The 24,660-nt window shown below is 35.5% G+C and carries 23 protein-coding genes; 19 read left to right on the top strand and 4 right to left on the bottom strand.

What is annotated here, in order from left to right:
• The first annotated feature begins 35 nt into the window (after positions 1 to 35).
• On the top strand, positions 36 to 1,043 hold the full coding sequence (gene fbp, locus D778_RS03115; RefSeq protein WP_007647586.1) for a class 1 fructose-bisphosphatase: 1,008 nt from the start codon (positions 36 to 38) through the stop codon (positions 1,041 to 1,043).
• A 78-nt stretch (positions 1,044 to 1,121) separates the two neighbouring features.
• Here the strand turns inward: fbp and D778_RS03110 are convergent, their stop codons facing one another.
• Complete coding sequence (locus tag D778_RS03110; RefSeq protein ID WP_007647585.1) at positions 1,122 to 1,553, bottom strand: tellurite resistance TerB family protein; 432 nt, start codon at positions 1,551 to 1,553, stop codon at positions 1,122 to 1,124.
• Positions 1,554 to 1,734: 181 nt separating this feature from the next.
• Between D778_RS03110 and mfd the strand changes: the two genes are divergently transcribed.
• Positions 1,735 to 5,115: a transcription-repair coupling factor gene (mfd, locus tag D778_RS03105; RefSeq protein WP_007647583.1), complete on the top strand. Its 3,381-nt coding sequence runs from the start codon at positions 1,735 to 1,737 to the stop codon at positions 5,113 to 5,115.
• Positions 5,116 to 5,181: 66 nt separating this feature from the next.
• Here the strand turns inward: mfd and D778_RS03100 are convergent, their stop codons facing one another.
• Entirely contained in the window at positions 5,182 to 5,547 is a 366-nt protein-coding gene (locus D778_RS03100; protein WP_007647582.1) for a YraN family protein, read from the bottom strand.
• Between the two features lie 171 nt (positions 5,548 to 5,718).
• On the opposite strand from D778_RS03100, the gene D778_RS03095 reads away from it, so the two are divergent.
• A complete protein-coding gene (locus D778_RS03095; RefSeq protein WP_007647581.1) occupies positions 5,719 to 6,015 on the top strand; it encodes a TFIIB-type zinc ribbon-containing protein in 297 nt (98 codons plus the stop codon).
• A gap of 392 nt (positions 6,016 to 6,407) precedes the next feature.
• Here D778_RS03095 and D778_RS03085 read toward each other — a convergent pair whose 3' ends face one another.
• Complete coding sequence (locus D778_RS03085; protein ID WP_007647575.1) at positions 6,408 to 7,424, bottom strand: S66 peptidase family protein; 1,017 nt, start codon at positions 7,422 to 7,424, stop codon at positions 6,408 to 6,410.
• Positions 7,425 to 7,541: 117 nt separating this feature from the next.
• Between D778_RS03085 and metG the strand changes: the two genes are divergently transcribed.
• From metG to D778_RS03045, 8 genes are all read left to right on the top strand, one after another.
• Positions 7,542 to 9,698: a methionine--tRNA ligase gene (gene metG / locus D778_RS03080; RefSeq protein ID WP_007647573.1), complete on the top strand. Its 2,157-nt coding sequence runs from the start codon at positions 7,542 to 7,544 to the stop codon at positions 9,696 to 9,698.
• A 44-nt stretch (positions 9,699 to 9,742) separates the two neighbouring features.
• The gene (locus D778_RS03075; protein ID WP_007647572.1) at positions 9,743 to 11,107 is read left to right on the top strand and encodes a hypothetical protein; all 1,365 of its coding nucleotides are present in this window, start codon (positions 9,743 to 9,745) and stop codon (positions 11,105 to 11,107) included.
• Positions 11,108 to 11,125: 18 nt separating this feature from the next.
• Entirely contained in the window at positions 11,126 to 11,758 is a 633-nt protein-coding gene (locus tag D778_RS03070; RefSeq protein WP_007647570.1) for a class I SAM-dependent methyltransferase, read from the top strand.
• Positions 11,759 to 11,916: 158 nt separating this feature from the next.
• Entirely contained in the window at positions 11,917 to 12,387 is a 471-nt protein-coding gene (locus D778_RS03065; RefSeq protein WP_007647568.1) for a lipocalin family protein, read from the top strand.
• A gap of 4 nt (positions 12,388 to 12,391) precedes the next feature.
• Positions 12,392 to 13,096, top strand: a complete 705-nt coding sequence (locus tag D778_RS03060) for a YiaD family glycine zipper/OmpA-like lipoprotein (RefSeq protein WP_007647566.1) — start codon at positions 12,392 to 12,394, stop codon at positions 13,094 to 13,096.
• A gap of 11 nt (positions 13,097 to 13,107) precedes the next feature.
• Positions 13,108 to 13,908: a copper resistance protein NlpE N-terminal domain-containing protein gene (locus tag D778_RS03055; RefSeq protein WP_007647564.1), complete on the top strand. Its 801-nt coding sequence runs from the start codon at positions 13,108 to 13,110 to the stop codon at positions 13,906 to 13,908.
• Positions 13,909 to 13,994: 86 nt separating this feature from the next.
• The gene (locus D778_RS03050; RefSeq protein WP_007647562.1) at positions 13,995 to 16,112 is read left to right on the top strand and encodes a Tex family protein; all 2,118 of its coding nucleotides are present in this window, start codon (positions 13,995 to 13,997) and stop codon (positions 16,110 to 16,112) included.
• 104 nt (positions 16,113 to 16,216) lie between these two features.
• Complete coding sequence (locus tag D778_RS03045; protein ID WP_007647556.1) at positions 16,217 to 17,092, top strand: DMT family transporter; 876 nt, start codon at positions 16,217 to 16,219, stop codon at positions 17,090 to 17,092.
• A 36-nt stretch (positions 17,093 to 17,128) separates the two neighbouring features.
• Here D778_RS03045 and D778_RS03040 read toward each other — a convergent pair whose 3' ends face one another.
• On the bottom strand, positions 17,129 to 17,461 hold the full coding sequence (locus tag D778_RS03040; RefSeq protein ID WP_040491294.1) for a single-stranded DNA-binding protein: 333 nt from the start codon (positions 17,459 to 17,461) through the stop codon (positions 17,129 to 17,131).
• A 197-nt stretch (positions 17,462 to 17,658) separates the two neighbouring features.
• Between D778_RS03040 and D778_RS03035 the strand changes: the two genes are divergently transcribed.
• From D778_RS03035 to D778_RS03000, 8 genes are all read left to right on the top strand, one after another.
• Complete coding sequence (locus D778_RS03035; protein ID WP_007647552.1) at positions 17,659 to 18,303, top strand: spermidine synthase; 645 nt, start codon at positions 17,659 to 17,661, stop codon at positions 18,301 to 18,303.
• A gap of 52 nt (positions 18,304 to 18,355) precedes the next feature.
• On the top strand, positions 18,356 to 18,748 hold the full coding sequence (locus tag D778_RS03030) for a DUF302 domain-containing protein (RefSeq protein ID WP_007647550.1): 393 nt from the start codon (positions 18,356 to 18,358) through the stop codon (positions 18,746 to 18,748).
• A gap of 135 nt (positions 18,749 to 18,883) precedes the next feature.
• On the top strand, positions 18,884 to 19,615 hold the full coding sequence (locus tag D778_RS14100) for a hypothetical protein (RefSeq protein WP_007647549.1): 732 nt from the start codon (positions 18,884 to 18,886) through the stop codon (positions 19,613 to 19,615).
• 7 nt (positions 19,616 to 19,622) lie between these two features.
• Positions 19,623 to 19,970, top strand: a complete 348-nt coding sequence (locus D778_RS03020; RefSeq protein WP_007647548.1) for a hypothetical protein — start codon at positions 19,623 to 19,625, stop codon at positions 19,968 to 19,970.
• A 141-nt stretch (positions 19,971 to 20,111) separates the two neighbouring features.
• Positions 20,112 to 20,555: a c-type cytochrome gene (locus D778_RS03015; RefSeq protein ID WP_007647547.1), complete on the top strand. Its 444-nt coding sequence runs from the start codon at positions 20,112 to 20,114 to the stop codon at positions 20,553 to 20,555.
• A 14-nt stretch (positions 20,556 to 20,569) separates the two neighbouring features.
• Positions 20,570 to 21,913 carry a cbb3-type cytochrome c oxidase subunit I gene (locus tag D778_RS03010; protein WP_007647543.1) on the top strand — a complete coding sequence of 448 codons (1,344 nt, stop codon included), beginning with the start codon at positions 20,570 to 20,572 and terminating at the stop codon, positions 21,911 to 21,913.
• 123 nt (positions 21,914 to 22,036) lie between these two features.
• On the top strand, positions 22,037 to 22,879 hold the full coding sequence (locus D778_RS03005; RefSeq protein WP_007647536.1) for a CbbQ/NirQ/NorQ/GpvN family protein: 843 nt from the start codon (positions 22,037 to 22,039) through the stop codon (positions 22,877 to 22,879).
• 10 nt (positions 22,880 to 22,889) lie between these two features.
• A complete protein-coding gene (locus tag D778_RS03000) occupies positions 22,890 to 24,659 on the top strand; it encodes a nitric oxide reductase activation protein NorD (RefSeq protein ID WP_007647534.1) in 1,770 nt (589 codons plus the stop codon).
• Position 24,660 lies beyond the last annotated feature (1 nt).

The following is a 24,660-nucleotide window of genomic DNA, read 5'->3' as shown; positions in this document are numbered from 1 at the left end:
CGATATTTGCAATACAATCAACATACTAAAACTTCATGTCTAGAAAAAATCAAACTTTAGGAGAATTTATTATTGAAAATCAAGCCTCTTTTAAATATACTTCTGGAGAATTGTCTCGACTTATCAACTCCATTCGTTTAGCAGCCAAGGTAGTTAACCACGAAGTGAACAAAGCTGGACTGGTAGATATTATTGGTGCTGCTGGAGACACAAACATACAAGGGGAAGACCAACAAAAACTAGACGTGTATGCCAATGAGAAGTTTATTCAAACTTTAAAAAACAGAAATATTGTTTGTGGTATAGCCAGTGAAGAAGAAGATGATTTTATTACCATTAATAGTCAAGACGAAAACAACCAAAACAAATATATTGTTTTAATAGATCCTTTGGATGGCTCTTCAAACATTGATGTCAATGTCTCTGTTGGAACTATCTTTTCCGTATACAGACGTGTAACTCCAGTTGGAACTCCAGTAACCATCGAGGATTTTCTTCAGGAAGGCAACAAACAGGTTGCTGCTGGATATGTGGTTTATGGCACTTCAACCATGTTGGTTTATACCACTGGAGATGGTGTGAATGGTTTTACGCTCAATCCTGCCATTGGCACCTTCTATTTATCGCATCCAAGAATGACCTTTCCTGAAAATGGCAGAATTTATTCAGTAAACGAAGGAAATTATATTCATTTCCCTCAAGGTGTTAAAGATTACATTAAGTATTGCCAAATGGAAGAAGGCGACAGACCTTATACCAGCAGATACATTGGGTCCTTGGTATCAGATTTTCATAGAAACATGATTAAAGGTGGTATTTATCTGTACCCAAAAAGCTCCAAAAATTCCAATGGAAAACTACGCTTGCTTTACGAATGTAACCCAATGGCTTTTTTGGCCGAACAAGCCAAAGGCAAAGCCAGCGATGGTTTTAATAGAATTATGGATATAAAACCAACCGAATTGCACCAACGTGTTCCTTTTTTCTGTGGCAGTAAAAACATGGTGGAAAAAGCCGAAGAGTTTATGAGAAACGCCAAATAAACCTTTTACATATTGCATAAAAAAAGCGAATGGCACTACAGGTTCCATTCGCTTTTTTTTATCTTAAAATAGATGTTGTTATCTATTCATGTTTCTTATTTCTTCAGAAAAAGTATCTAAATCCACACCATTGCTTACCAAAGTCAATGCTTTGTCCACAACATACTTTACGTTGTCTGGACTAAAGCCCAAACCAACTGCTATTTTTTTAAGAACAATCTCTTCGCTGTCCCCTTTAATGTGATCTACATAAACCATTCTTGCCAAATCGTATAAACGCTCCAAACGTCTTTCGTAAGATGTAGGAGGGTTAATTGGGTGAGACTGGTAGTCTTTTAAGATGGTTTTATACTCGTCTTCACTAATATCCAAATTACGAGCCAAACGGTCTAAAAACGCTTTCTCATCATCTGTAATAATTCCATCGTCCATAGCCACTCTAACTATAGCTGCAAAGTGGTCTGCGTTACGTTGTTTAAATCCGCTATCAAATAAATCTAAAAATGACATATAATCTTGTTTTTTAAAGTGCTGCAAATATAATCAAAGATACTACCTTTTAAAATATAAACATTGCTTTTTTTAACTCTACAAACCAACATGGCATTCAAGAAATAAATTCCGGTCATATTAAATAGGAAACTTTATATTTGCACTGCTAAGAATCTTGGATTCATTAAAATAAATTGTCTTGAGTAAAACTGTTCTCTCGCAAACATATGCACAGGCTTTGCAAACGCAAAATCTGCAATCTGCTATTGCCCAAAATCAAAGTAAAACACATTTAAAAGGCCTTGTAGGTTCATCGTTGTCCTTTGTTTTAACTGAAACATTCAAGCAAGCAAACAAACCTTTTCTGCTTGTTTTTAACGATAAAGAAGAAGCTGCTTTTTACCTCAACGATTTGGAGGTATTACTGAACGATAAAGACGTGCTTTTTTATCCTGGAAGTTACAGAAGACCTTACCAAATAGAAGAAACAGACAATGCCAATGTACTTTTAAGGGCTGAAGTTTTGAACCGAATAAATTCCCGAAAAAAACCAGCTATTATTGTTACATATCCAGATGCACTTTTTGAAAAAGTTGTGACAAGGAAAGAGTTGGAACGAAATACGCTAAAAATTTCGATCAACGATAAGTTGTCCATAGACTTTGTAAACGAAGTCCTGTTTGAATACAAATTCAAACGTGTGGATTTTGTAACCGAACCAGGAGAATTTTCGGTTCGTGGTGGTATCGTGGATGTCTTTTCTTTTAGTCACGACGAGCCTTATAGAATTGAGTTTTTTGGAGACGATGTGGATAGTATTCGAACTTTTGATGTGGAAACACAGCTATCTACAGAACAAATCAAGAAAATTAACATCATTCCAAATGTTGCCAACAAACTTTTGGAAGAAAGCAGACAAGGTTTTTTAAATTATATCGCTTCCAAAACGGTCATTTTTACCAAAAACAGCGATATCTTGTTTTCTAGAATAGACGATTTTTTTGAAAAAGCCGTAGAAGCCTTTAAAAATCTATCATCGGAATTAAAACATGCAGAGCCTGACGAATTGTTTTGCAATTCAACATTATTAAAAAAGCAGTTATTGGATTTTACCTTAGTGGAATTTGGGTCACAAGCTGTGTTTGGTCATTCAGGGCCTTTCGACTTCGCTCAAGACAAGCCACACGAAGAGTCGCAAACCGTTCAATTTAACACCTCTCCACAACCATCCTTTAACAAACAGTTCAACTTATTAATTGAAAACCTCAACACCAATCACGAGAATGGTTATACCAACTACATAGCTTGTGTTAGCGAGCAGCAGGCCAAACGTTTTCATGATATTTTTGAAGATTTGGAGGAACAGGTACATTACAAAACCATTGTACTTTCCCTTTACCAAGGTTTTATAGACAAGGATTATAAAATAGCTTGTTATACAGACCACCAAATTTTTGAGCGTTATCATAAATTTCACCTAAAAAATGGCTATGCCAAAAAGCAAGCCATTACCCTAAAAGAACTTACAAACCTGGAGATTGGCGATTATGTCACACATATAGACCATGGAATTGGCAGGTTTGGTGGTTTGCAAAAAATAGATGTTGAAGGAAAAAAACAAGAAGCGATAAAATTGGTTTATGGCGAACGGGACATCTTGTATTTAAGTATTCATTCGCTACATAAAATCACAAAATTCAATGGTAAGGATGGCAAACCTCCAAAAATTTACAAATTAGGGTCTGCTGCCTGGAAAAACCTCAAGCAAAAAACCAAATCCAGAGTCAAGGAAATTGCTTTTAACCTAATTCAGGTTTATGCCAAAAGAAAATTGGAAAAAGGATACCAATACCATCCAGACAGTCACATGCAACTGGAATTGGAATCTTCGTTTATCTACGAAGACACGCCAGACCAAATTACTGCCACTGCAGACATAAAGGCTGATATGGAAAGTGAAAGACCCATGGACCGATTGGTTTGTGGCGATGTTGGTTTTGGCAAAACAGAAGTCGCCATTCGTGCTGCTTTTAAAGCCGTTGACAACGGGAAGCAAGTTGCTGTTTTGGTACCTACAACCATTTTGGCCTATCAACATTCCAGAACCTTTAAAGAACGTTTAAAGGATTTTCCTGTAACAGTGGATTATTTAAACCGTTTTAGAACTGCCAAAGAAAAACGGGAAACCTTGGAACAGTTGGAAAATGGTCAAGTGGACATTATTATTGGAACCCATCAGTTAGTAAATAAAAATGTAAAGTTTAAGGATCTGGGCTTATTGATAGTTGATGAGGAACAAAAATTTGGAGTGGCTGTAAAAGACAAATTAAAAACCCTTAAAGAACAGGTGGATGTGCTTACCTTAACAGCAACGCCAATCCCTAGAACCCTTCAGTTTAGTTTAATGGCAGCTAGGGATTTATCGGTTATCACAACACCTCCACCAAACCGTTATCCTATAGAGAGTCATGTAATACGTTTTAACGAAGAAACCATAAGGGACGCCATTACTTACGAAATACAACGTGGTGGACAAATTTTCTTTATCCACAATCGCATAGAGAACATCAAGGAAGTGGCAGGAATGGTTCAACGTTTGGTACCAGATGCCAAAATTGGGATTGGCCATGGACAAATGGAAGGTAAAAAATTGGAACAATTGATGCTCGCTTTTATAAATGGCGAATTTGATGTTTTAATTAGTACCACTATTGTGGAAAGCGGTTTGGATGTGCCAAATGCCAACACCATTTTTATTAACAATGCCAATAATTTTGGTTTAAGCGATTTACACCAAATGCGTGGACGTGTGGGACGAAGCAATAAAAAAGCTTTTTGCTACTTTATTACACCAGAATATGCAGCCATGACCGAAGATGCCAGAAAACGAATGACAGCATTGGAACAATTTTCAGAACTTGGCAGTGGTTTTAATATTGCCATGAAGGATTTGGAAATTCGTGGTGCAGGAGATTTATTGGGTGGCGAACAAAGTGGGTTTATTAATGATATTGGTTTTGACACGTATCAAAAAATATTGAATGAAGCCATTGAGGAATTGAAGGAAAATGAGTTTAAAGACTTATATAAAGACGATGGCAAAGAAAAAGAATATGTAAAAGATGTAACCATCGACTCTGATATTGAGATGCTTTTTCCAGACGATTATGTGAACAATATTTCTGAACGTTTAAACCTTTACACACAACTTAACAACCTAAAAACCGAAGAGGAACTTCAAAAATTCGAGACTGAAATCATAGATCGTTTTGGTGAATTACCAACCCAAGTAGTGGATTTGTTCAACAGTGTTCGGGTAAAATGGCTTGCCACTAAAATGGGTCTTGAAAAAGTAGTGATGAAACAAGGCAAACTCATTGGTTATTTTATAACCGATCAAAAAAGTGGTTTTTATCAAAGCAATGGTTTCACAAAAATTTTACAATACATCCAATCGCATCCTGGAGCTTGTAAAATGAAAGAAAAACAAACCAGAAACGGTTTGCGTTTGTTGCTTACTTTCGAAAACATTAAGACCGTAAAACAGGCTCTGGCAGTTTTAAGGCCTATTGTCAACTAATTTATGAGGTTCGTATTTATTTGATAAAGTTTTCACATTCTTCTTTGCCAATAAAAAGTGTGAGAGTTAAAAGTGGTAAAATGCATTTTCATAATGTGTAAGCTCTTCTGTGGATTTGTTTTTTATAATGGCAATTATATCAAAACGTGTTTCAAGAGGAATATCATTTTCAACAAGATAGGCGTCCATTGCTTTAACAAGAAGCTTAATTTTTCCTTTGCTTACAAAGCTATGAGGATCGCCAAACACATCAGAGTTTCTGGTTTTCACCTCTACACATGCAATACAATCGCCTGTTGGTGTTTTGGCAATTATATCTACTTCGGCTTTGTCGTAAAAGTAATTACGCTCCAGAATTTCATAGCCTTTTTTTAACAGGTATTCTGTTGCCAATTGTTCTCCCCATTCGCCAAGTTCGTTGTGATATGCCATTCCAGTTCCCTTGAATCAGAAATTGCTTTCCGTTAATTAAACCATTTTATCAGTCTCTTGCTAAAGATAACCATCTCTCACTCATTTAACAATAAGTAAATGTAAATTTCAAATTAAAAAGTAAATCGTACAATAAGTAGTACTTTTGTGTTTTCATCAAAAGCGCTGAACATGGCTACCATTAAATGTCCAAATTGTGGGATTTACAATACCAACAGAGATTATTGTGAGCATTGTGGGACTGTTTTATCCTATAAAATAAGACGGGAACTCGTTTTAAAAAAGGAAAAAGAGGAGCGCTTGAAACAAGAAGCTTTAAAAGAGAAGAAACCAGCTTTTTTTGAAAAATATATAAATCATCGTTTTCTAATAGTTAGAATTGGAGCTAAAATTATCCGTTCTATTTGGCTAGTTTTTATGGCAATTGGGATGTTTATAGCTTGGCTAGTTTCAGCCATTGCAGCATGAAAATCTTAAAAAATCATATCTTTTTAATTCTTTGCTTTTTTGCTTTTTTAATTTATTTGGCAAGCAAGTTCTCATTACCTCTTCCTAATTGGGTGTATTTTTATGTAAATGATTTATTATGCATGCCTATTGTGCTAGGTTTAAGTTTGGCAATACTACGTTTTATAAAAAAAACGGAAAGCATTTATGTACCTTTGGGTATTATCTTATTAATGACAGCATATTATGCCTTTTATTTTGAATGGCTTATGCCACAACTCCATACGCGATATACAGGAGATTTAATTGATGTGTTTCTTTATTTTTTTGGCGCTATTTTATTTTTTTTCTTTCAGAAAAAATTGTTTTAATAACAACTTACAGGCTTCATCCTTCAGGATGGGACGATAATATTATGGCTCAAAAACAACCGTTGTATTATCCTTCTCAACGGTCATTTCAATGGTTCTCCCTAAAATCATGGCACGATTATCAGTTTCGTGTCCAGCTGGCATGTTAAAGGCAATCGGAAAATTATATTCTGCAAGGGCATCTAAGATAAGCTGTTCAATGGACGTTCCCCAAAGGGTTGTATTTTTTCTCAATTTGCTCATATCGCCAACCAAAACACCTGCACAATTATCAAAATAACCTGCTCGTTTTAAACTTTGTAACATCCTGTCTATATGATATTTATACTCTCCTATTTCTTCAATAAACAAAATTTTTCCACTAGTATCGATACTCGTTTTAGAACCTAACATAGTATGCAACATGGTTAAATTTCCACCAACCAAAGGAGCTGTAACCGTTCCAGTTCTATTATAATCGGAACCCTTAAGCGTATAACTTATTGGTTCTCCAAAAATGGCTTTCTTAAAAGTTGAAATAGAATCTTTCATATCTTTTAAATTCTTGGTCAAACTGGTACACATTAAGGCATGGATGCTTTCAAACCCTTCGTTGTGAAATTGATTGTGCAAGGCAGTAATATCGCTGTAACCTATAAGCCATTTAGGGTTTTCCCTAAATTTTGAAAAGTTTAATTTATCTAAAATCCTAACGGTTCCATAACCTCCTCGAGCACACCAAATGGCACTTATGGTTGGGTCGTCCATCGCTTGCTGAAAATCTTCGTACCTTTCAGCATCCGTTCCTGCAAAATGATTGTTTTGATTAAAAACATGCTTCCCAACCACTACGTTCAAGCCCCAACTTTTTAGTAAATCTGTTGCTTGTTGGACTTCACCCAATCTGTTCTTTAAAATTCCTGAAGGAGCAACAATAGCAACTGTATCGCCAGCTTTTAAATATGGAGGTTGTATCAAAACTTGAGTTTTATAAGTTAGTGCTTCTTGAGCTGAAAGTGTTGTTTTTCCAAAGAAAAAAACCAAACAGAACAAACATAATAGGCATGTGTTTTTTATCATATGGTAAATGTACATTTTTTTTATAAATCGCTTTTAAAATGTGTACTTTTGTAATCTTAAAAAAACAATTTTTTGTCATTTTAGAGACTGTGTTTAACATGACATAATTCAAAATATATGAATCAACCAAAAAAACCTGCCTCGTCGGCAAGCAGGTATACCATAACAGCTGCTTTACCTTACACAAATGGCCCAATTCATATTGGTCATCTGGCAGGTGTTTATGTGCCTGCAGATATTTACGCACGCTATTTAAGATTAACAGGAAACGATGTGGCTTTTATTTGTGGAAGCGACGAACATGGCGTTCCCATTACCATTAAAGCAAAGAAAGAAGGGGTTTCCCCTCAGGATATTGTAGATAAATATCATGCCATTATAAAAAAATCGTTCGAGGATTTTGGGATTTCTTTGGACAATTATTCCAGAACATCGGCAAAAATTCATCACGAGACAGCTTCAGGATTTTTTACAACACTTTACAACAAAGGCGAGTTTATTGAAGAGGTTACAGAACAATTGTACGATGAGGAAGCCAACCAGTTTTTAGCCGATAGATTTGTAATTGGAACCTGCCCAAAATGTGGCAACGAAGAAAGTTATGGCGATCAATGTGAAAAATGTGGAACCAGTCATAATGCCACGGATTTAATCAACCCGAAGTCTGCCATTACTGGCAATGTACCAACTTTAAAACAAACCAAACACTGGTTTTTACCTCTAGATAAACACGAAGCCTTTTTAAGGGAATGGATTTTAAAAGGACACAAAAAAGACTGGAAACCCAATGTTTACGGACAAGTAAAATCTTGGATTGACGATGGTTTGCGTCCAAGAGCTGTAACTAGGGATTTAGACTGGGGAATTCCCGTGCCTCTTCCAGATGCCGAAGGCAAAGTGCTTTATGTTTGGTTTGATGCGCCTATTGGTTATATTTCCGCAACCAAAGAGTGGGCAGCACGCGAAGGAAAAGACTGGGAGCCTTACTGGAAAGATAAAGACACCAAATTGGTTCATTTTATAGGCAAGGACAATATTGTGTTTCACTGTATTATATTTCCTGCCATGCTAAAAGCTGAAGGAAGTTATATTTTACCAGATAATGTACCTGCAAACGAATTTTTGAATTTAGAAGGCAACAAATTGTCAACCTCTAAAAATTGGGCTGTTTGGTTGCCAGAATATTTAGAAGATTTTCCAAATCAGCAGGACGTATTGCGATATGCTTTAACAGCCAATGCTCCAGAAACAAAGGATAACGATTTTACCTGGAAAGATTTTCAGGCAAGAAACAACAACGAGTTGGTAGCCATTTTTGGAAACTTTATCAACCGTGTGGTGGTGTTGACCAACAAGTATTACAACGGCCTTGTTCCCGAACCAAGTGAATTTTCGCAAATAGACGAAGAAACCCTTGCGACAGTAAAAGCCTATCCTGCTGTTATTGCAAGCTCCATTGAGCGTTACAGGTTTCGTGAAGCCGGTCAGGAGCTAATGAATTTAGCCAGACTTGGAAATAAATATTTAGCAGACGAAGAACCTTGGAAAGTAATTAAAGAAAATGAAGCCAGAACACGAACCATTATGTTTGTCGCCTTACAAATAGCTTCGGCTTTAGCTACATTAAGCGAGCCTTTTTTACCATTTACTTCAAACAAATTAAAAGATATTTTAAGATTATGTCATAACGAGGAGCAAAGCGATGTGGTTATCTCATCAAACAAAGAGATTGCCACGGCTCAAAAAAATAAGTCTCGCAAAGACACTTTAAGTTGGAATGACATATCATTAAAAGACACTCTACTACCTGTTGGACATCAAATAGGAAAAGCCGAATTGTTGTTCTCAAAAATTGAAGACGAAACCGTTCAGGCACAAATAGACAAATTATTGGCGACCAAAAAAGCCAATGAAGCTGCGAACAAAGCCGTAGAACCTCAAAAAGAAACCATTTCATTTGAAGATTTCACCAAGCTGGACCTAAGGGTTGGAACCATCTTGGAAGCTGAAAAAATGCCCAAAGCCAAAAAACTTTTGGTTTTAAAAGTAGATACAGGCATTGATGTAAGGACCATTGTGTCCGGAATTGCCGAAAGTTTCACTCCAGAAGAAGTAGTTGGAAAAAAAGTTACGGTTTTGGTTAATTTGGCACCAAGAGCCTTACGTGGTGTGGAAAGTCAAGGCATGATTTTAATGACAGAGACTGCTGATGGCAAATTGGTGTTCGTAAATCCTGATGATGCCAAAGTGAATAACGGATTGCATATAAGTTAATATGAGAGCCTTTTTTTTTTTGCTTGTATGCTTTTGTTTCATGTTTGGCTACTGCCCAAGAAGATTGGTTATATTCAACCAACAGACTTTTTGAAAACGAAACCATAAAAGAAGCAACACCTATTGTCAATTCCAAAACTGGTGAATTTGCTATATTTTATAAAATAAAAAAAGGTTTCATTGCTGAGCTTTATAATAATGAAAAACAATTATTGCATACTTTTTCTTTTAACAATTTGCCCTCTGAAGATTTAGTAGGTTATGTGTTTGAAGGATTTCAATATACCTTGTTTTTTGCAAATGCATCCATGAAAAAAATAAGTTGTGTTAAAGTTGATTTCAATTTAGGAACCAGTCAACTTATTGATGATGTGGCAATAGATTTAAAAGGCGAAAACCCCATTCAATTTGTAAAAAATGAGCTAGGACTTCATTTGCTAACAATTAAAAAGAAATCGTCCACTCTTAAACTGTACACTTTTAATTTGAATGGAACATTTAAAGAAAGTTCCTATGATTTTTCAGACAAAACCTTTGAAAGAGACAATGGAATAACCTACAATCTATATTCCTTTTTATTTATTGTACACAAAACCAATGCTTTTGAATTTATTGACAATAATTTACCCTGTTCTTTAGACCAAGCCGTGGCCAGCACGAAAATTTTTTCAACACAAGACACTATCATTTTAACAATAAACCTCACTGATAAGCACACCTATGTTATTAGCCTAGACCTAAAAAATGAAGTATCTGGTTTTAATAAAATTGAAAATGTACATTTTTCCAAAAACAATTCTGCAAATACACATAGCAGTTTTTTAATAGATGAAGTACTTATTGACTCGTATATTTCAAATGAAAAATTGGTCATAAACTTTATAGACCTAACAAATAATACCATAATAAAGGAATATGTAATTTCTGAGGATGATTCTATTCATTTTAAAAATTCTCCCATTATTCTGGAAGGTGGTGATTTTGATGGTTATAGGGAATTGGAGAAAACATCTCAATTCATTAGAAAGGTTATTCATTCTAAAATGGCAATTTCAGCATATAAAAACAATAACAATTATGTGGTTACCTTGGGAAGTTACGAGCCCAGACCAAGCAATTTGAGCATGATAACTGGAGGCGTTCTAGGTGGTATTACTGGAGCTATTATTATGTCCATGTTTGACTCTTATACCAATAGTAAATCTATAAGGGTTTTGAGTTTATTGGACGAAAATTTTAATCATGTTCAAGGAGAAATACCTAAAAATGGATTTGATAAAATACATGCTTTTAAAGCAAACAAAAAATTAAATACGTTAGAAGCCCAAACTATTTTTAAATATAAAAACCATTTTATTTGGGGTGGTTTCGACAGAACTTCACAGGCTTACAATTTTTTTAAATTTTAATAGTTTTATTAAACAGAGATGAACAACCCTAAAGATTTACAATCGCATTGGAATACAGCTTATAACAAGGAAGACCAGAAGCTTGGTTGGTTTGAAGAAAACCCAGCACAAACCATGCAGCTTATTGAGTCCTGCAAGCTTGAAACCGATGCCAAAATTTTAAATGTAGGTGTTGGAACCACTACCTTAATAGAGGCACTTTTAGATAAAGGCTATACAAATCTTATTGCAAACGATTTAAGCCCTGTTGCCCTTAAAAAACTAAAAGACAGAATCCTAAAATCCCATGGTTATACCCTAAACTGCATAGCCGACGATTTAACCAATCCCACTTTATTACAAAATCTAGAACCTATAGATGTATGGGTTGATCGAGCTGTGCTTCATTTTTTTCTAAAAGAAGAAGAACAAAGGGCTTATTTCAACCTTATTAAAAACATAGTTTCTAAAAATGGCTATGTGCTTATTGCCGTTTTTTCCTTGGTTGGTGCCCCAAAATGCTGTGGTTTGGATTTAAAACGCTACAATGTGGAGATGCTTCAAAATAGTCTTGGAGCAGACTTTCAACTTATAGATTCATTCAATCATACCTTTATAAACCCCTTTGGTGGCGAACGACCATACATTTATACCTTATTTAAAAGATGTTAAGGTTTTCTGAAAATCAATAACAAAAACATCTCATAGGAAAATTCTTCCGTAAATAAGATAGTCACGCACGTAAATGAATTATAATTTTAATTTTTTGCATCAATCTTGAAAGGGTTTATTGCCTACATTTGATACACATATAAAAACAATCATTAAAGATGAAACATGCACTCATTTTTTTATTTGCTTTATGCTTAATCTCTTGTGGAACCTCAAAAACCGTTAGGGATTCCAAAAAAGTCATTAAAGGAAACTGGACATTAACCTCCATAACATACAGTGAATCGGGAACCTATAACGTAACCCTTTTGGACGATGCTTCCAAGTCCTGTTTTGAAGGTAGTACTTGGCAGTTTATTCCAAATAACAACACAGGTGTTTACAGTATAAACGATTCTTCCTGTGAACTGGGAGAACGCTATTTTGTGTTTACCATTCAAGAAATTGATGAAACCACAGGTTTGTACGACTTCCTTCTAAAGCCAACAAACAAAAAAGGCAAATCGGAAACCAATCAAGGGTTTAGGTTAAGACTCAATGCCTTATCCGAAACCAACATGCAATGGCAACAAACCGTTTCTGTAAACAATAAGCCATTTACCATATTTATGAACTTTACAAAACTTTAAAATCATGAACTTACTTATAAATAAATTAAAAATAGCCACTCTAATAGGCTTAACACTAATTAGCTTTACAAATTGCAAAGCTGTAGACAACGCAAACAACAAGCAAAAAGGTGCTGTAATTGGTGCAACTGGTGGAGCCATATTGGGTGCCATAATTGGCAACAATGTTGGTAAAGGTGGTAATGGCGAATTAGGTGCTGTTATTGGTGGCGTTGTAGGTGGTGGAGCTGGTGTGCTTATTGGTAATAAAATGGACAAGCAAGCCCAAAAAATTGAGGAAGAAATCCCTGGAGCACAAGTAGAACGTGTAGATGATGGTATTGTGGTTACCTTTGACGAAAATAGTGGTGTGTATTTTGCAACAGACAAATACAACATTAATAGTGCCTCTCAAGAAACCTTAAATAAATTGGCAAACGTGTTCAAAGAATATCCAGATACCAATATTTTGGTTGTTGGCCATACAGACAGTGTTGGTGCAGAATCTTATAATATGACACTCTCTAAAAATAGGGCCTATGCCGTTACCAATTACCTAATTGGCACAGGATTGAACAGTGGTAGGTTTACAACCAATTGGTTTGGGGAAACACAACCTATGCACGACAATTCCACTGCAGAAGGCAGAGCCAAAAACAGACGTGTAAATGTGGCCATTTTACCTAGTGAAAAAATGATAGAAGAAGCTAAAAACCAAGCAAACAATTAATAAATATACAAATGAAATTTAGATTATTAGAATTAACAGCCTTAGCGCTTATTCTTTTTACCAGTTGCAATAACAACGAAAAAAAGAATCCTGAAACATCCTCAGAAAACCTTCTTGAAGAAGAAATGGTAATCGATTCACATACAAGCGAAAGTTCCTTGGATTGGGAAGGCACATACAAAGGGACCTTACCATGTGCCGATTGTGAAGGGATTGAAAGAACCATTACCATTAAAAAAGACCAAACCTTTGTTGCCAAAGACAATTACCTAGGCAAAAAAGATGGTGTTTTTGATAGTCGTGGCTATATTAAATGGTTGGACGATGGTCAAAAAATACAATTATCAGACGATAATGGTACCATGTATTTTGTAGGTGAAAACACCTTGACACAACTGGATAGATCTGGAAATAAAGTAACTGGCGAATTAGCCGATTTTTACGTTTTGAAAAAACAAAATAATTCCAATGATAACGAGATTGCCTTTACAGACACCAAATGGAAATTGATGAAACTTATGGGAAAAGACATTACCAACAGTGAGGCTTTTATTTCTTTTGCGACTGAAGAAAATAGAGTGTTTGGTCATGCTGGATGCAACACCTTTAATGGCACCTATACCATTGAGAACAACACACAATTGAAACTTTCCAAAATAGCAACAACCATGAAGGCTTGTCCAGACATGACAGTTGAAGATCAATTTAAAGAGGTCCTGAACAAAGCAGACAACTTTTCGCTTAACGGAAATACCATGACATTGAACAAGGCTAAAATGGCGCCTTTGGCAGTTTTTGAAGCTGTGGAATAAGTCCATTACGTCACTATATACGAAAAACCTCGTAGACTATGTACTACGAGGTTTTTTTATTACTTTTCAACTTTCAAAATTGACCTATGATTTCCTATATAATATCCCAAACCCAACTTCCAGAAGTTTCGGTAAAAAATACCATTGCATTATTAAATGAAGGTGGCACCATTCCTTTTATTTCACGCTATAGAAAAGAACGCACAGGTAATTTGGATGAAATTCAAATTGGTGACATTCTAAAATATAAAGAACAATTTGAAGCCCTTGAAAAACGTAAGGAAGCCATCTTGAAATCTTTAGAGGATCAAGCTGTTTTAACAGAAGAGCTTAAACAAAAAATAAAAGAAGCCCAGGATTTAATTACGCTGGAAGACCTTTACCTGCCCTTCAAAAAAAGCAGAAAAACAAAAGCTGAAACCGCTAGAAAAATTGGCTTGGAGCCTTTGGCTAAAATTATTATGAGCCAAAATGCTTCCGATATTGACTCCATTGCTTTTAAATATGTAAAAGGGGAAGTTGCTTCTGCCGAGGAGGCTCTGGAAGGTGCCAGACATATTATTGCCGAGTGGATTAACGAACGTACTGATGTTAGAAACAACATACGTTATCAATTGGAACGCTTTGCAACCATTGCCACAAAAGCCGTAAAAAAGAAAGCTGAAGAAGATGAGGCTCAAAAATTCAGGGATTATTTTGATTGGGAAGAAGCGTTAAGCCGAATTCCTTCACACAGATTACTAGCTATATTAAGAGCTGAAAAAGAAGGCTTCATTAAAGTAAAAATAAACATAGATGATGAAAGAGCTTTGGCTAAAATTGAAGCACGCATCATTCGGTCTAGGAATGCCTGTTCAGAACAAATACAGATTGCTATTCAAGATGCCTATAAGCGCCTGTTGTTCCCATCTTTATCTAATGAAGCACTTCAAAAAGCCAAAGAAAAAGCAGACGAAGCTGCCATTGATGTATTTGCAAAAAACCTAAAACAGTTGTTATTAGGTTCGCCCTTGGGAGAAAAACGTGTGTTGGCCATCGATCCTGGTTTTAGAACAGGTTGCAAAATTGTGTGTTTGGATGCCCAAGGGAATTTAAAACACAACGAAACCATTTATCCACATCCACCAAAAAACGATGCCATTGGAGCCATGAAAAAAATAAGTTCCCTTTCTGAAGCCTATCAAATTGAAGCCATTGCCATTGGCAATGGAACAGCTTCCAGGGAAACCGAAGCCCTTATTAGGAAAATTCGGTTTAAAAATGATATTCAGGTTTTTGTGGTTAGTGAGGCTGGAGCCAGTATTTATTCGGCCTCCAAAATTGCTCGGGACGAATTCCCAAATTACGATGTAACCGTTCGTGGTTCGGTTTCCATAGGAAGGCGTTTGCAAGACCCTCTTGCCGAACTGGTAAAAATTGATGCCAAATCCATTGGAGTTGGACAATACCAGCATGATGTAGACCAAACGAAACTTCAAAAAGAATTAGATAATGTCGTTGAAAATTGTGTGAATGCTGTTGGTGTAAACATCAATACGGCAAGTACCAGTTTATTGAGCTATGTTTCTGGAATTGGACCAAAACTTGCAGAAAACATTTTTAATTATCGAGCAGAACATGGTGTTTTTAAATCCAGAAAAGAGATTAAAAAAGTACCACGTTTAGGTGATAAAGCCTTTGAACAAGGGGCTGCTTTTTTAAGGATTAAAGAGGCCAAAAATCCCTTGGACGATTCTGCAGTACATCCAGAAAGTTATGCCATTGTTGAAAAAATGGCTACGGATTTAAACAAAAAAGTTTCAGACTTGATTGGAAATAAAGACCTGCTTGAAAAAATAGATTTAAAAAAATATGTTACGGATACCGTAGGCTTGCCCACACTTCAGGACATTCTTAAAGAACTGGAAAAACCAGGTCTGGATATTAGGGAACAAGCCAAGGTGTTCACGTTTAATCAAAACATTAAATCCATAACCGATTTACAAAAAGGACAACTGCTTCCTGGCATTGTAAACAACATTACCAATTTTGGAGCTTTTGTGGATATTGGCATTAAAGAAAGTGGCTTGATTCACGTGTCTAATTTATCAGATGGTTTTGTGAGCGATGTAAACGAACATGTTGGTTTACATCAACAAGTTATAGTAAAAGTTCTGGAAGTGGATGTGCCCAGAAAACGCATTCAATTACAATTGCAATCATAAAAACTGGATAATATTTAACCATATCTTGCTAATTTAGTCTTAGTTAAAACCGTAAAGGTTGTGTACTTTTGCCGCTTCATTTTAAGAAGCTAAATAGTTGTTTTATGAAAAAGGCAAGAATCGCATTGGTTGTTGGAATATTTTGTATTTCCATATTCCCTATTTTGGTAAAATTAAACCTAACTCCAGGTGTGATTTCGGCATTCTACAGAATGTTGTTTTCCCTACTGTTGATATTGCCTTATGTGTTAATAAGCAAACAGCTACAAATACCCAATTTAAAAGCTGGACTTCTAGCCGTTATTTGTGGTGTGATCTTTGGAAGTGATGTGGCTGTTTGGAACATTGCCATTCAGGAATCTACTGCAACACAAGCTTCCCTGTTAACAAATTTATCTCCTGTTTGGGTAGGTGTATTTTCGTTGTTCTTTTTAAAAGATAAGCCTAAAACCAATTTTTGGATTGGTACTGTTATAGCTGTTTTTGGAATGATTATGTTGGTTGGTTTTGCAGTGTTTAAAAATCTGGATTTTGATTTAGCCTTTATTTTTGGGGTTCTTTCTGGAGTTTTATATGCCATATATATGTTGGTAAGCAAAGAGGTTTTAAAGAGCATGACAGTAATCTCGTTTATGACCATAAGCTTGTTGTCTTCCTCAATTTATTTAGGTGTGGTAAGTTATGCCATAAACGAACCATTTACTGGTTTTTCAAATGCTGGTTGGTTGGTTTTGGTAATTCAGGCAGTGGTTTGTCAACTTTTAGCCTGGTTGCTTATTAGCTATGCAACACAGCATATGAGAGCAACTCGAGTTTCTGTAAGTTTGTTGGGGCAAGGCATTTTGGCTTCTATTTTAGCGTGGTTGTTTATAGATGAAGCCATTTCATTGCAAATGGTTCTTGGTGGCTTTATTTTACTCTTTGGTATTCGTGTAACCTTTTTTGAAAAACAACTAATAAAAACAAAAAAAGCGACCTGAATGATACAGGTCGCTCGTAAAAAGATGCGCTACATACTATTTACTCAACATTAACAACTCATTGCATAAGATTTCGGTTGTGTAATGTTTTTTACCGTCTTTATCTTCCCAAGAACGGTTTGTTAATTTGCCTTCTACGGCAATTTCTTTTCCTTTGGTTATATAGTTTTCAACAACTTTCACCAATCCACCTTTTACGATAATGTTGTGCCAGTAAGTGCGTTCTACTTTTTCTCCTTTTTTGTCTTTGTAGCTATCGTCTGTAGCTAATGAGAATTTGGCCATTTTGTTACCATCTTCAAAATTGATAATTTCAGGGTCTTGTCCTAATCTTCCAATCAACTGTACTTTGTTTCTAAGCGTGTTCATAATTTTAAATTTTAATGCCTGCCCGAAGACAAGCGGGTTAAACAGTTAATACTATCGAGTTCTGATGTTTCGACAAGGCAAAGATGCAACCACTTGCAAATGTTAGTCGGTTTTTAACTGTTTAAATTCGTTTGTAAATGTTTGTAGTCGTTTGTACTTGGTTAAGCGTACCATAAAAATCCTTACCTTTATAAGTAATGGCAAGAATTTTAAGTTATTTATATCCAATCACTAAAAAAATTGAATCGGATATCAATGGCACACTAGAACTAACCTGGCACAACGGGAAAAAGCATTTAAACTCAAAAAATGCCAACTATTCCTATGGCTCTTTACAACAGATTTTAAAATTTGGTTTAGACAAGGTAGATCTTACAAAAGTAAATTCTGTTTTGTTACTGGGACTTGGTGGTGGCAGTGTGATTGAAACCCTTAGAAAAGATTTTAACCATCAAAAGCCCATAACAGCTGTAGATATTGATCCTGTAATTATCGAAATTGCAAAAGAAGAATTTCAACTTAGCACAATAGAAAACCTGCATATTGTTTGTCAAGATGCGCTAGAGTTTACCAAATCAACCCACAAAACATTCGATTTAATTATTATCGATCTGTTTATCGACACACAAGTTCCAGACCAATTTCTGGAAATACCCTTTTGGAAACAGGTTGTAGCCCTTAAAACTTCAAGTGGTGTCATTTTATTTAATGCATCTTTGGAACCCAATATGGGGTCCAAATTAACAACAGTGATTCACTTTTTAAAATCGCATGTTTTTAAAGTTGCCGTTTATGAAAAAGTAAACCATACCAATACCATAATTTTAACAAGCTCTTTATAAACTTTCGGCCGTTATTTTGTAAATTTAGAATATTAACTAAAAATTCAAGATTATGTCCTATTATTATTCCGCAATTATAAACAACATCTCTTTTGAAGATGCCATAGAAAAAACAAAATTAGCTTTAAAGGATGAAGGTTTTGGAGTTTTAACCGAGATAAACATTAAAGATACCCTTAAAAAGAAATTGGATGTTAATTTGGATCCCTATATTATATTGGGAGCTTGTAGTCCAAAGCATGCATACCAAGCCATACAGAGCGAACCACATATTGGTGTTTTCTTACCATGCAATGTGATAGTGAAACAATTAAAAAACAACCAAATTGAGGTAGCAGCAGTAAACCCAATTGCCTCTATGGGAGCTGTAGAAAACAAAAATCTTGGCAAGGTTGCCAAAGAAGTAGAAGACCATCTTAAAAAAGCCATAGATGCTTTAAAATAATTAATCCAAAGTATTTCAGGAACTTCAGTTTAAAATTTGATCTTTAATAAATTATGCTATTGTTACTTAGCTTTAACTTTTTGTAATAAAAAAATCTGTATATTTATTTTTAAATCAACCAACAATTAAACCAACATGGGATTATTTAAAAAGCTTGCTTTATATATTTCGGTTATCATTATCTACATAGCCTTGGTAAATACCAGTCCTGAAACACAATTTAATTTAACAAGGGAAGACGGCTTGTTTGAAAACACAAGCGCTATTGCTTTTTTCTTTGCATTTATAATTTTTACCTACTTATTTTTTAAATCCAAAAACCTAGACAATTTATTTTTTGGTATTAAAACCAAAAGAAATGTGTTTTATGGCTTGTTAGCTTTGTTGTTTTTAATCTCCTGTGGCGAAGAAATTAGTTGGGGACAACGCATCTTTGGTTGGAGCACTCCAGAATCCTTAATGGAAATGAATGCTCAAAACGAAACCAATTTTCATAATTTATGGTTATTTCAGGCCAGCAACAAAGATGGTTCTTCAAAATCTTTTATGGAACTGTTTTTAAATATGGGAAGACTGTACACCATTTTCTGGATGATATACTGTGTGCTTATTCCTGTAGCATGCTTTGTTTCGGTACAGTTTAAAAAGTTTATCACTCACATAGGAATCCCTATTGTTCCACTGTGGATTGGAGCCTTTTTTGTAGTTAATTACTTAGCGCTATACGGAACCATTTATGGTTTCCATTCGCAACTTGACGAAGCCAATAGAATCATTGAGGTTAGAGAATCCCTTCAAGCCGTTGGTTTCCTGTTATTTGCCCTATACAGTCTTTGGTATTATAAGAAAATCATACAAAATCAATAGGTATCACATGAAAACTTGTCCTGAATGTGGCGATAAAATTGTAGGCAGAATAGACAAAAAATTCTGTAGTGATGCCTGTAGAAATTCTTATAACAACAGAATAAATAAGGACAGTAAAAACTTAATTAGAAATACCAATAACCGTTTAAGAAAAAATTACAGAATCCTTGAGGAATTAAATCCAGACCAAAAAACCAAAACATCCAGAGCCAAACTTATAGAAAAAGGATTCGACTTCAATTACTTTACCAGTATCTACACTACCAAGGCCGGAACAGTATATTATTTTGTATACGACCAAGGCTACTTGCCATTGGAAGGAGATTATTTTGCACTGGTAAAACGAGAAAACTAATAAAGAAACCTCCTTACTTTTCACTCTTCGATCAAAAAAAATTTCTTAAACATGATTAAAGTCATGTTTTAAACCTAAGCGTCATTATATTTTTGTATAAAAGATAAAAAGGTCTTTTTAACTAACTTAACTAGAAATCTCATGTTATCAAAAAAACAAGCACGCGCTTTTTTCCTTGGAGGCACTGTGGTGACATTCTTAATCTTTATAGGATTAACCATATTCTCTTTTAGCAAAGGGCAGGATCAAACAAACCATGAAGGTATTACAGAACAAGTTGTTCGTGGAAAAGTTTTATGGGAAGAAAACAATTGTATGGGTTGCCATACCATTTTAGGTGAAGGAGCTTATTACGCACCAGAATTAACCAAAGTCATTGAACGTCGAGGCGAAGGCTACATCAAAGCCGTTTTAATGTCTCCTATTCCTTGGAATCCTAATGGCAGACAAATGGTTGCCTACGGATTTTCAAAAGAAGAAGCTGAAGATTTGATAGCTTTCTTTGAATGGATAGAAGGCATAGACCTAAATGGTTTCGATACTGTTGTATCTCCTTTGGCAAAAGACAGAATGGATAAAAACTAATAAACTAACTAACTATGAAATATAAATCTCAAAAAGTAGCCTATTGGTTTTTTGCCTTTTCCATGCTACTACTCGTTTTACAAATTACCTACGGATTCATCATGGGCTTTGCTCGTATTGGGTTTGATGGTTTACACGAATTTATTCCTTTTAACACAGCAAGAGCTGTGCATACAAACCTGTTGGTTGTATGGCTCTTGTCTGGTTTTATGGGTGCTGCTTACTATATTATTCCTGAAGAGGCTCAACGTGAACTTGTAAGTGTAAAGCTTGCTTATGTACAACTTATTTCCTTGGCTGTTGTTGGTGTAGCTGCAATAATTGGTTACCATTTCAATTGGTGGGAAGGAAGAAAGTTTTTAGAAATCCCAAGACAATTGGATTATTTGGTAGTAGTGAATGTCCTTTTATTTTTAGGTCTCATTTTAGCAACCCTCTTTAAAGGAAAACGAAAAACCACAACGGCTTTGGTTCTTACTATGGGATTACTGTTTGCTGCATTACTTTATATTCCTGGTATGCTTCCTTTTGACAGTCAGGTAACAGACTCCTTTTTCAGATGGTGGGTTGTACACTTATGGGTTGAAGGCGTATGGGAATTGATTATGGGAGGTATTTTATCTTTCTTATTGATAAAATTAACTGGTGTTGATAGAGAAGTGATTGAAAAGTGGCTATATGTAATTGTTGGTTTAACGTTCTTATCAGGTATTCTTGGAACTGGTCACCACTACTATTACATTGGTGTTAACAAAATTTGGTTAATTGTGGGTGGTATTTTCTCTGCATTGGAACCTTTGGCTTTCTTAGCAATGGCTTTGTTTGCAGTAAACATGTATAGAAAAGGGGAAAAGAAACACCCTAATAAAATAGCTTTGTTCTGGACCCTTGGTTCAGCCATCGTATCCTTTGTAGGTGCAGGTTTATTAGGGTTTGCACATACCTTGCCACAAACAAATTTATACACACATGGTACCTTGGTAACAGCCATGCATGGTCACCTAGCCTTTTGGGGAGCTTACGCCATGATTGTGTTGGCCATTATTAGCTATGCCTTACCAAACATGACAGGTAGAAAACTATACGATAGCAGTGTTGGTAGAGCAGCATTTTGGCTCTCCAATATTGGCATGCTAGGAATGACAGTGGCCTTTGGCGTTGCTGGTGTGGCACAAGTATATTTAGAACGTAAATTTAAAATGGACTTTATGGAAGTTCAAGCTGAAATTAGCATCCACTTTGTGGTACTAATTTTATGTGCTACCATGTTTGCAACTGGAATAGTAATGTATATCTGGGATTTTTATAAACATGGAAAACCAACAGATGAAGCTTTAGACTTAGAATCCGATTTATAACAATTAATAGCAAGAAAAGGTCCTTTTGGTTGCTTACAGATCCTGAAGTAAAATTTGCTCATACCTGACAATCACCCACTTCATAAATCTTAAACTTAAGGGCCTTTTTAAATATTAAGCAACATGGAAAAAACACTAATAAAACCTAGTTTAAAACCCACTATTTTGAAAACAGAAACCCAACATACAAACACTGAAACACCTTTCTATAAACCTATAGCTAAAGAAATTGAAGTGTTTGAACAGGCTTTTACAAACAAAATTCCCATGTTATTAAAAGGGCCAACTGGTACCGGAAAAACACGTTTTGTGGATTTTATGACCCATAAATTGAACAAAGAATTAATTACCATTTCCTGTCATGAAGAAACGTCTTCCACAGATTTAATTGGTCGTTATATCATAAAAGGAGCCGAAACCGTATGGATAGATGGCCCTCTTACCAAAGCTGTAAAAGAAGGAGCCGTAATCTATCTAGATGAGATTGCAGAAGCCAGACCAGATGTTATTGTGGCCATTCATTCCCTCACAGATCACAGAAAAGAACTCTATATCGATAAATTGGGTAAAACCATAAAAGCACATCCAGACTTTATGTTGGTGGCATCTTTTAATCCAGGTTACCAAAAAGGTTTTAAGGAATTAAAACCTTCAACCAGGCAGCGTTTTATAGCTTTAGCCTTTAACTATCCCAATGAAAAGGACGAAGCCGAAATTTTAATCAACGAAACACAAATTGACGCTTCAACAGCAAAAAAACTAGTGGCTATTGCCAATAAAATTAGAAACCTTACAGAATTAGGCTTGACCGAAACTGTATCCACACGTTTATTGGTGGATGCTGCCAAACTTATTCACACTGGCTTGGGCAAACGTTTGGCCGTTCGTGTAGCAGTGGTTGAACCTTTAACAGACGACATCGAAATTACCGAAGCTTTATCGGATTTGTGCGATTTAATGATTTAAATAAAAAATCATGTTTGAACCAGATGAATTCATCTATTCCAAAGTAGTTAATTTCTTAAAGCGACGTAAAAAGCAAGCTCAGGAAACACTGGAACATGCTGTAAAATTAAACGATATCAAACAGCGACTTACCATTTTTTCCAGAGCCATAACCGGTGAAGCCATTGAAATTTTTGAAGCCGAACGTGAAGGTGGCTATAAAAACAACAGTTTTTTTCTGCCCTCTCGATATGCCGAGTTTCAAACCTTGGAACAAAATACCAAGTTCTATATTTTTAGGATAGTATACCTATCTGTTCAAAAAAACTTGGACTTAAACTTTACTGCTGAAGAAGAGTTTACCTTAGAACATGCTCGGGAAAAAGCCCAAGAAACATCCACGTTGGTCTTAAATGACATGTTTAACCAATTCCCCATTACCAAACATATCCATCAGGAACTTATTTCCCATTATTTTAAAATGGCAACAGACAAAAAGCCTGAAGACTTAAGCTTTATTTATGGTAAATGGATGAAAAACGATCCTAAAATCTTAAAAAAAGCCGTTTTAAACAACATCTCAGAACAAGTAAAACAAGCCATAGACCAGGAAATAAATACCATTTTAAAAGCCAATGCCGTAGAGGAAATCACCTCTTTGGAAATTGATAAAAAACAACAGGAAGATTATGTGATGACACATAATTTTGAAAAAATTGAAACTGCCGAAGAATGGGAAGGTGGCTGGAGGGATTTTGATGGCGACGACGATCTGGATGATCATGCCAATGCCTTGGAAGACCTTAACATGAAACATACCGTTAGGGTAGACGACCCAACACATTCCATTTATCAAGCAGAATTTATTGAAAACACTACCATTTCCGAAAGTACCGAACTAAATACCGAAGCTCCACATATTGCTTACGACGAATGGGATTTTTCCAAAAGGGAGTACAAACCAAAATTTTGCAAGGTCTATCCCAAAATACAACAGGAAACAGATACTGCATATTATAAAAAAACACTTCAAAAAAATGCTTCAACCTTAACAGGATTGCGTAAAATGTTAACGTCGGTTAACAACAAATACCAACAACAACGCAGGCAAACCCAAGGTGAGGATTTTGATCTGGATGCCATCACAGATTTGTATGTAGATGTCCATTCCAGACACACACCTTCAGAAAAAATATACCTGTCCAAACGTAAAAAAGACAAAGACCTTTCCATTTTAATACTATTGGATGTCAGTCTGTCCAGTGATGGTTATGCTGGAGGCAATAAAGTTATTGATGTTGAAAAACAAGTATCCATTATTTTTGGTGAAATCCTTAATGAATTCAATGTTGATTTCTCCATTCAAAGCTTTTATTCCAAAACCAGAAATTACGCCACCTATCTCTCCCTAAAAGGGTTTGACGACACTTGGGATAAGGCCAAACACAAAATTGGCGCTGTGGAACCTAGTGGCTACACCAGGATTGGTGCTGCTTTACGTCATTCGGGCGCTTTGTTGGACTCAAGGGACACAAAAAACAAATGGGTTATTTTAATCTCAGACGGAAAACCCAACGATTACGATAAATACGAGGGCAAATACGGCATCAACGATGTGAAGCAGGCGCTTCGTGAATTAAATCAGCGAAACATCAATTCTTATGCTTTGGCTATTGAAGCACAAGCAAAATATTATTTGCCACAAATGTTTGGGCAAAACCATTATCAAATATTAACAACACCTGTAGAGTTGTTACAATCGTTAGTGAAACTCTACGAAAAAATAAAGCATCAAAGTTAAA

It is taken from the genome of Xanthomarina gelatinilytica, assembly GCF_000348685.1.
Classification (GTDB): domain Bacteria; phylum Bacteroidota; class Bacteroidia; order Flavobacteriales; family Flavobacteriaceae; genus Xanthomarina; species Xanthomarina gelatinilytica.
The sequence above is the reverse complement of the archived record's forward strand: the minus strand, read 5'-3'. Positions and strand labels throughout refer to the sequence as shown.

Coding starts and splice junctions, on each gene's coding strand:
- fbp (WP_007647586.1), top strand. CDS start 36: ATGTCTAGAAAAAATCAAACTTTAGGAGAATTTATTATTGAAAATCAA.
- D778_RS03110 (WP_007647585.1), bottom strand. CDS start 1,553: ATGTCATTTTTAGATTTATTTGATAGCGGATTTAAACAACGTAACGCA.
- D778_RS03100 (WP_007647582.1), bottom strand. CDS start 5,547: ATGGCATATCACAACGAACTTGGCGAATGGGGAGAACAATTGGCAACA.
- D778_RS03095 (WP_007647581.1), top strand. CDS start 5,719: ATGGCTACCATTAAATGTCCAAATTGTGGGATTTACAATACCAACAGA.
- D778_RS03085 (WP_007647575.1), bottom strand. CDS start 7,424: ATGATAAAAAACACATGCCTATTATGTTTGTTCTGTTTGGTTTTTTTC.
- metG (WP_007647573.1), top strand. CDS start 7,542: ATGAATCAACCAAAAAAACCTGCCTCGTCGGCAAGCAGGTATACCATA.
- D778_RS03070 (WP_007647570.1), top strand. CDS start 11,126: ATGAACAACCCTAAAGATTTACAATCGCATTGGAATACAGCTTATAAC.
- D778_RS03065 (WP_007647568.1), top strand. CDS start 11,917: ATGAAACATGCACTCATTTTTTTATTTGCTTTATGCTTAATCTCTTGT.
- D778_RS03060 (WP_007647566.1), top strand. CDS start 12,392: ATGAACTTACTTATAAATAAATTAAAAATAGCCACTCTAATAGGCTTA.
- D778_RS03055 (WP_007647564.1), top strand. CDS start 13,108: ATGAAATTTAGATTATTAGAATTAACAGCCTTAGCGCTTATTCTTTTT.
- D778_RS03050 (WP_007647562.1), top strand. CDS start 13,995: ATGATTTCCTATATAATATCCCAAACCCAACTTCCAGAAGTTTCGGTA.
- D778_RS03045 (WP_007647556.1), top strand. CDS start 16,217: ATGAAAAAGGCAAGAATCGCATTGGTTGTTGGAATATTTTGTATTTCC.
- D778_RS03040 (WP_040491294.1), bottom strand. CDS start 17,461: ATGAACACGCTTAGAAACAAAGTACAGTTGATTGGAAGATTAGGACAA.
- D778_RS03035 (WP_007647552.1), top strand. CDS start 17,659: ATGGCAAGAATTTTAAGTTATTTATATCCAATCACTAAAAAAATTGAA.
- D778_RS03030 (WP_007647550.1), top strand. CDS start 18,356: ATGTCCTATTATTATTCCGCAATTATAAACAACATCTCTTTTGAAGAT.
- D778_RS14100 (WP_007647549.1), top strand. CDS start 18,884: ATGGGATTATTTAAAAAGCTTGCTTTATATATTTCGGTTATCATTATC.
- D778_RS03020 (WP_007647548.1), top strand. CDS start 19,623: ATGAAAACTTGTCCTGAATGTGGCGATAAAATTGTAGGCAGAATAGAC.
- D778_RS03015 (WP_007647547.1), top strand. CDS start 20,112: ATGTTATCAAAAAAACAAGCACGCGCTTTTTTCCTTGGAGGCACTGTG.
- D778_RS03010 (WP_007647543.1), top strand. CDS start 20,570: ATGAAATATAAATCTCAAAAAGTAGCCTATTGGTTTTTTGCCTTTTCC.
- D778_RS03005 (WP_007647536.1), top strand. CDS start 22,037: ATGGAAAAAACACTAATAAAACCTAGTTTAAAACCCACTATTTTGAAA.
- D778_RS03000 (WP_007647534.1), top strand. CDS start 22,890: ATGTTTGAACCAGATGAATTCATCTATTCCAAAGTAGTTAATTTCTTA.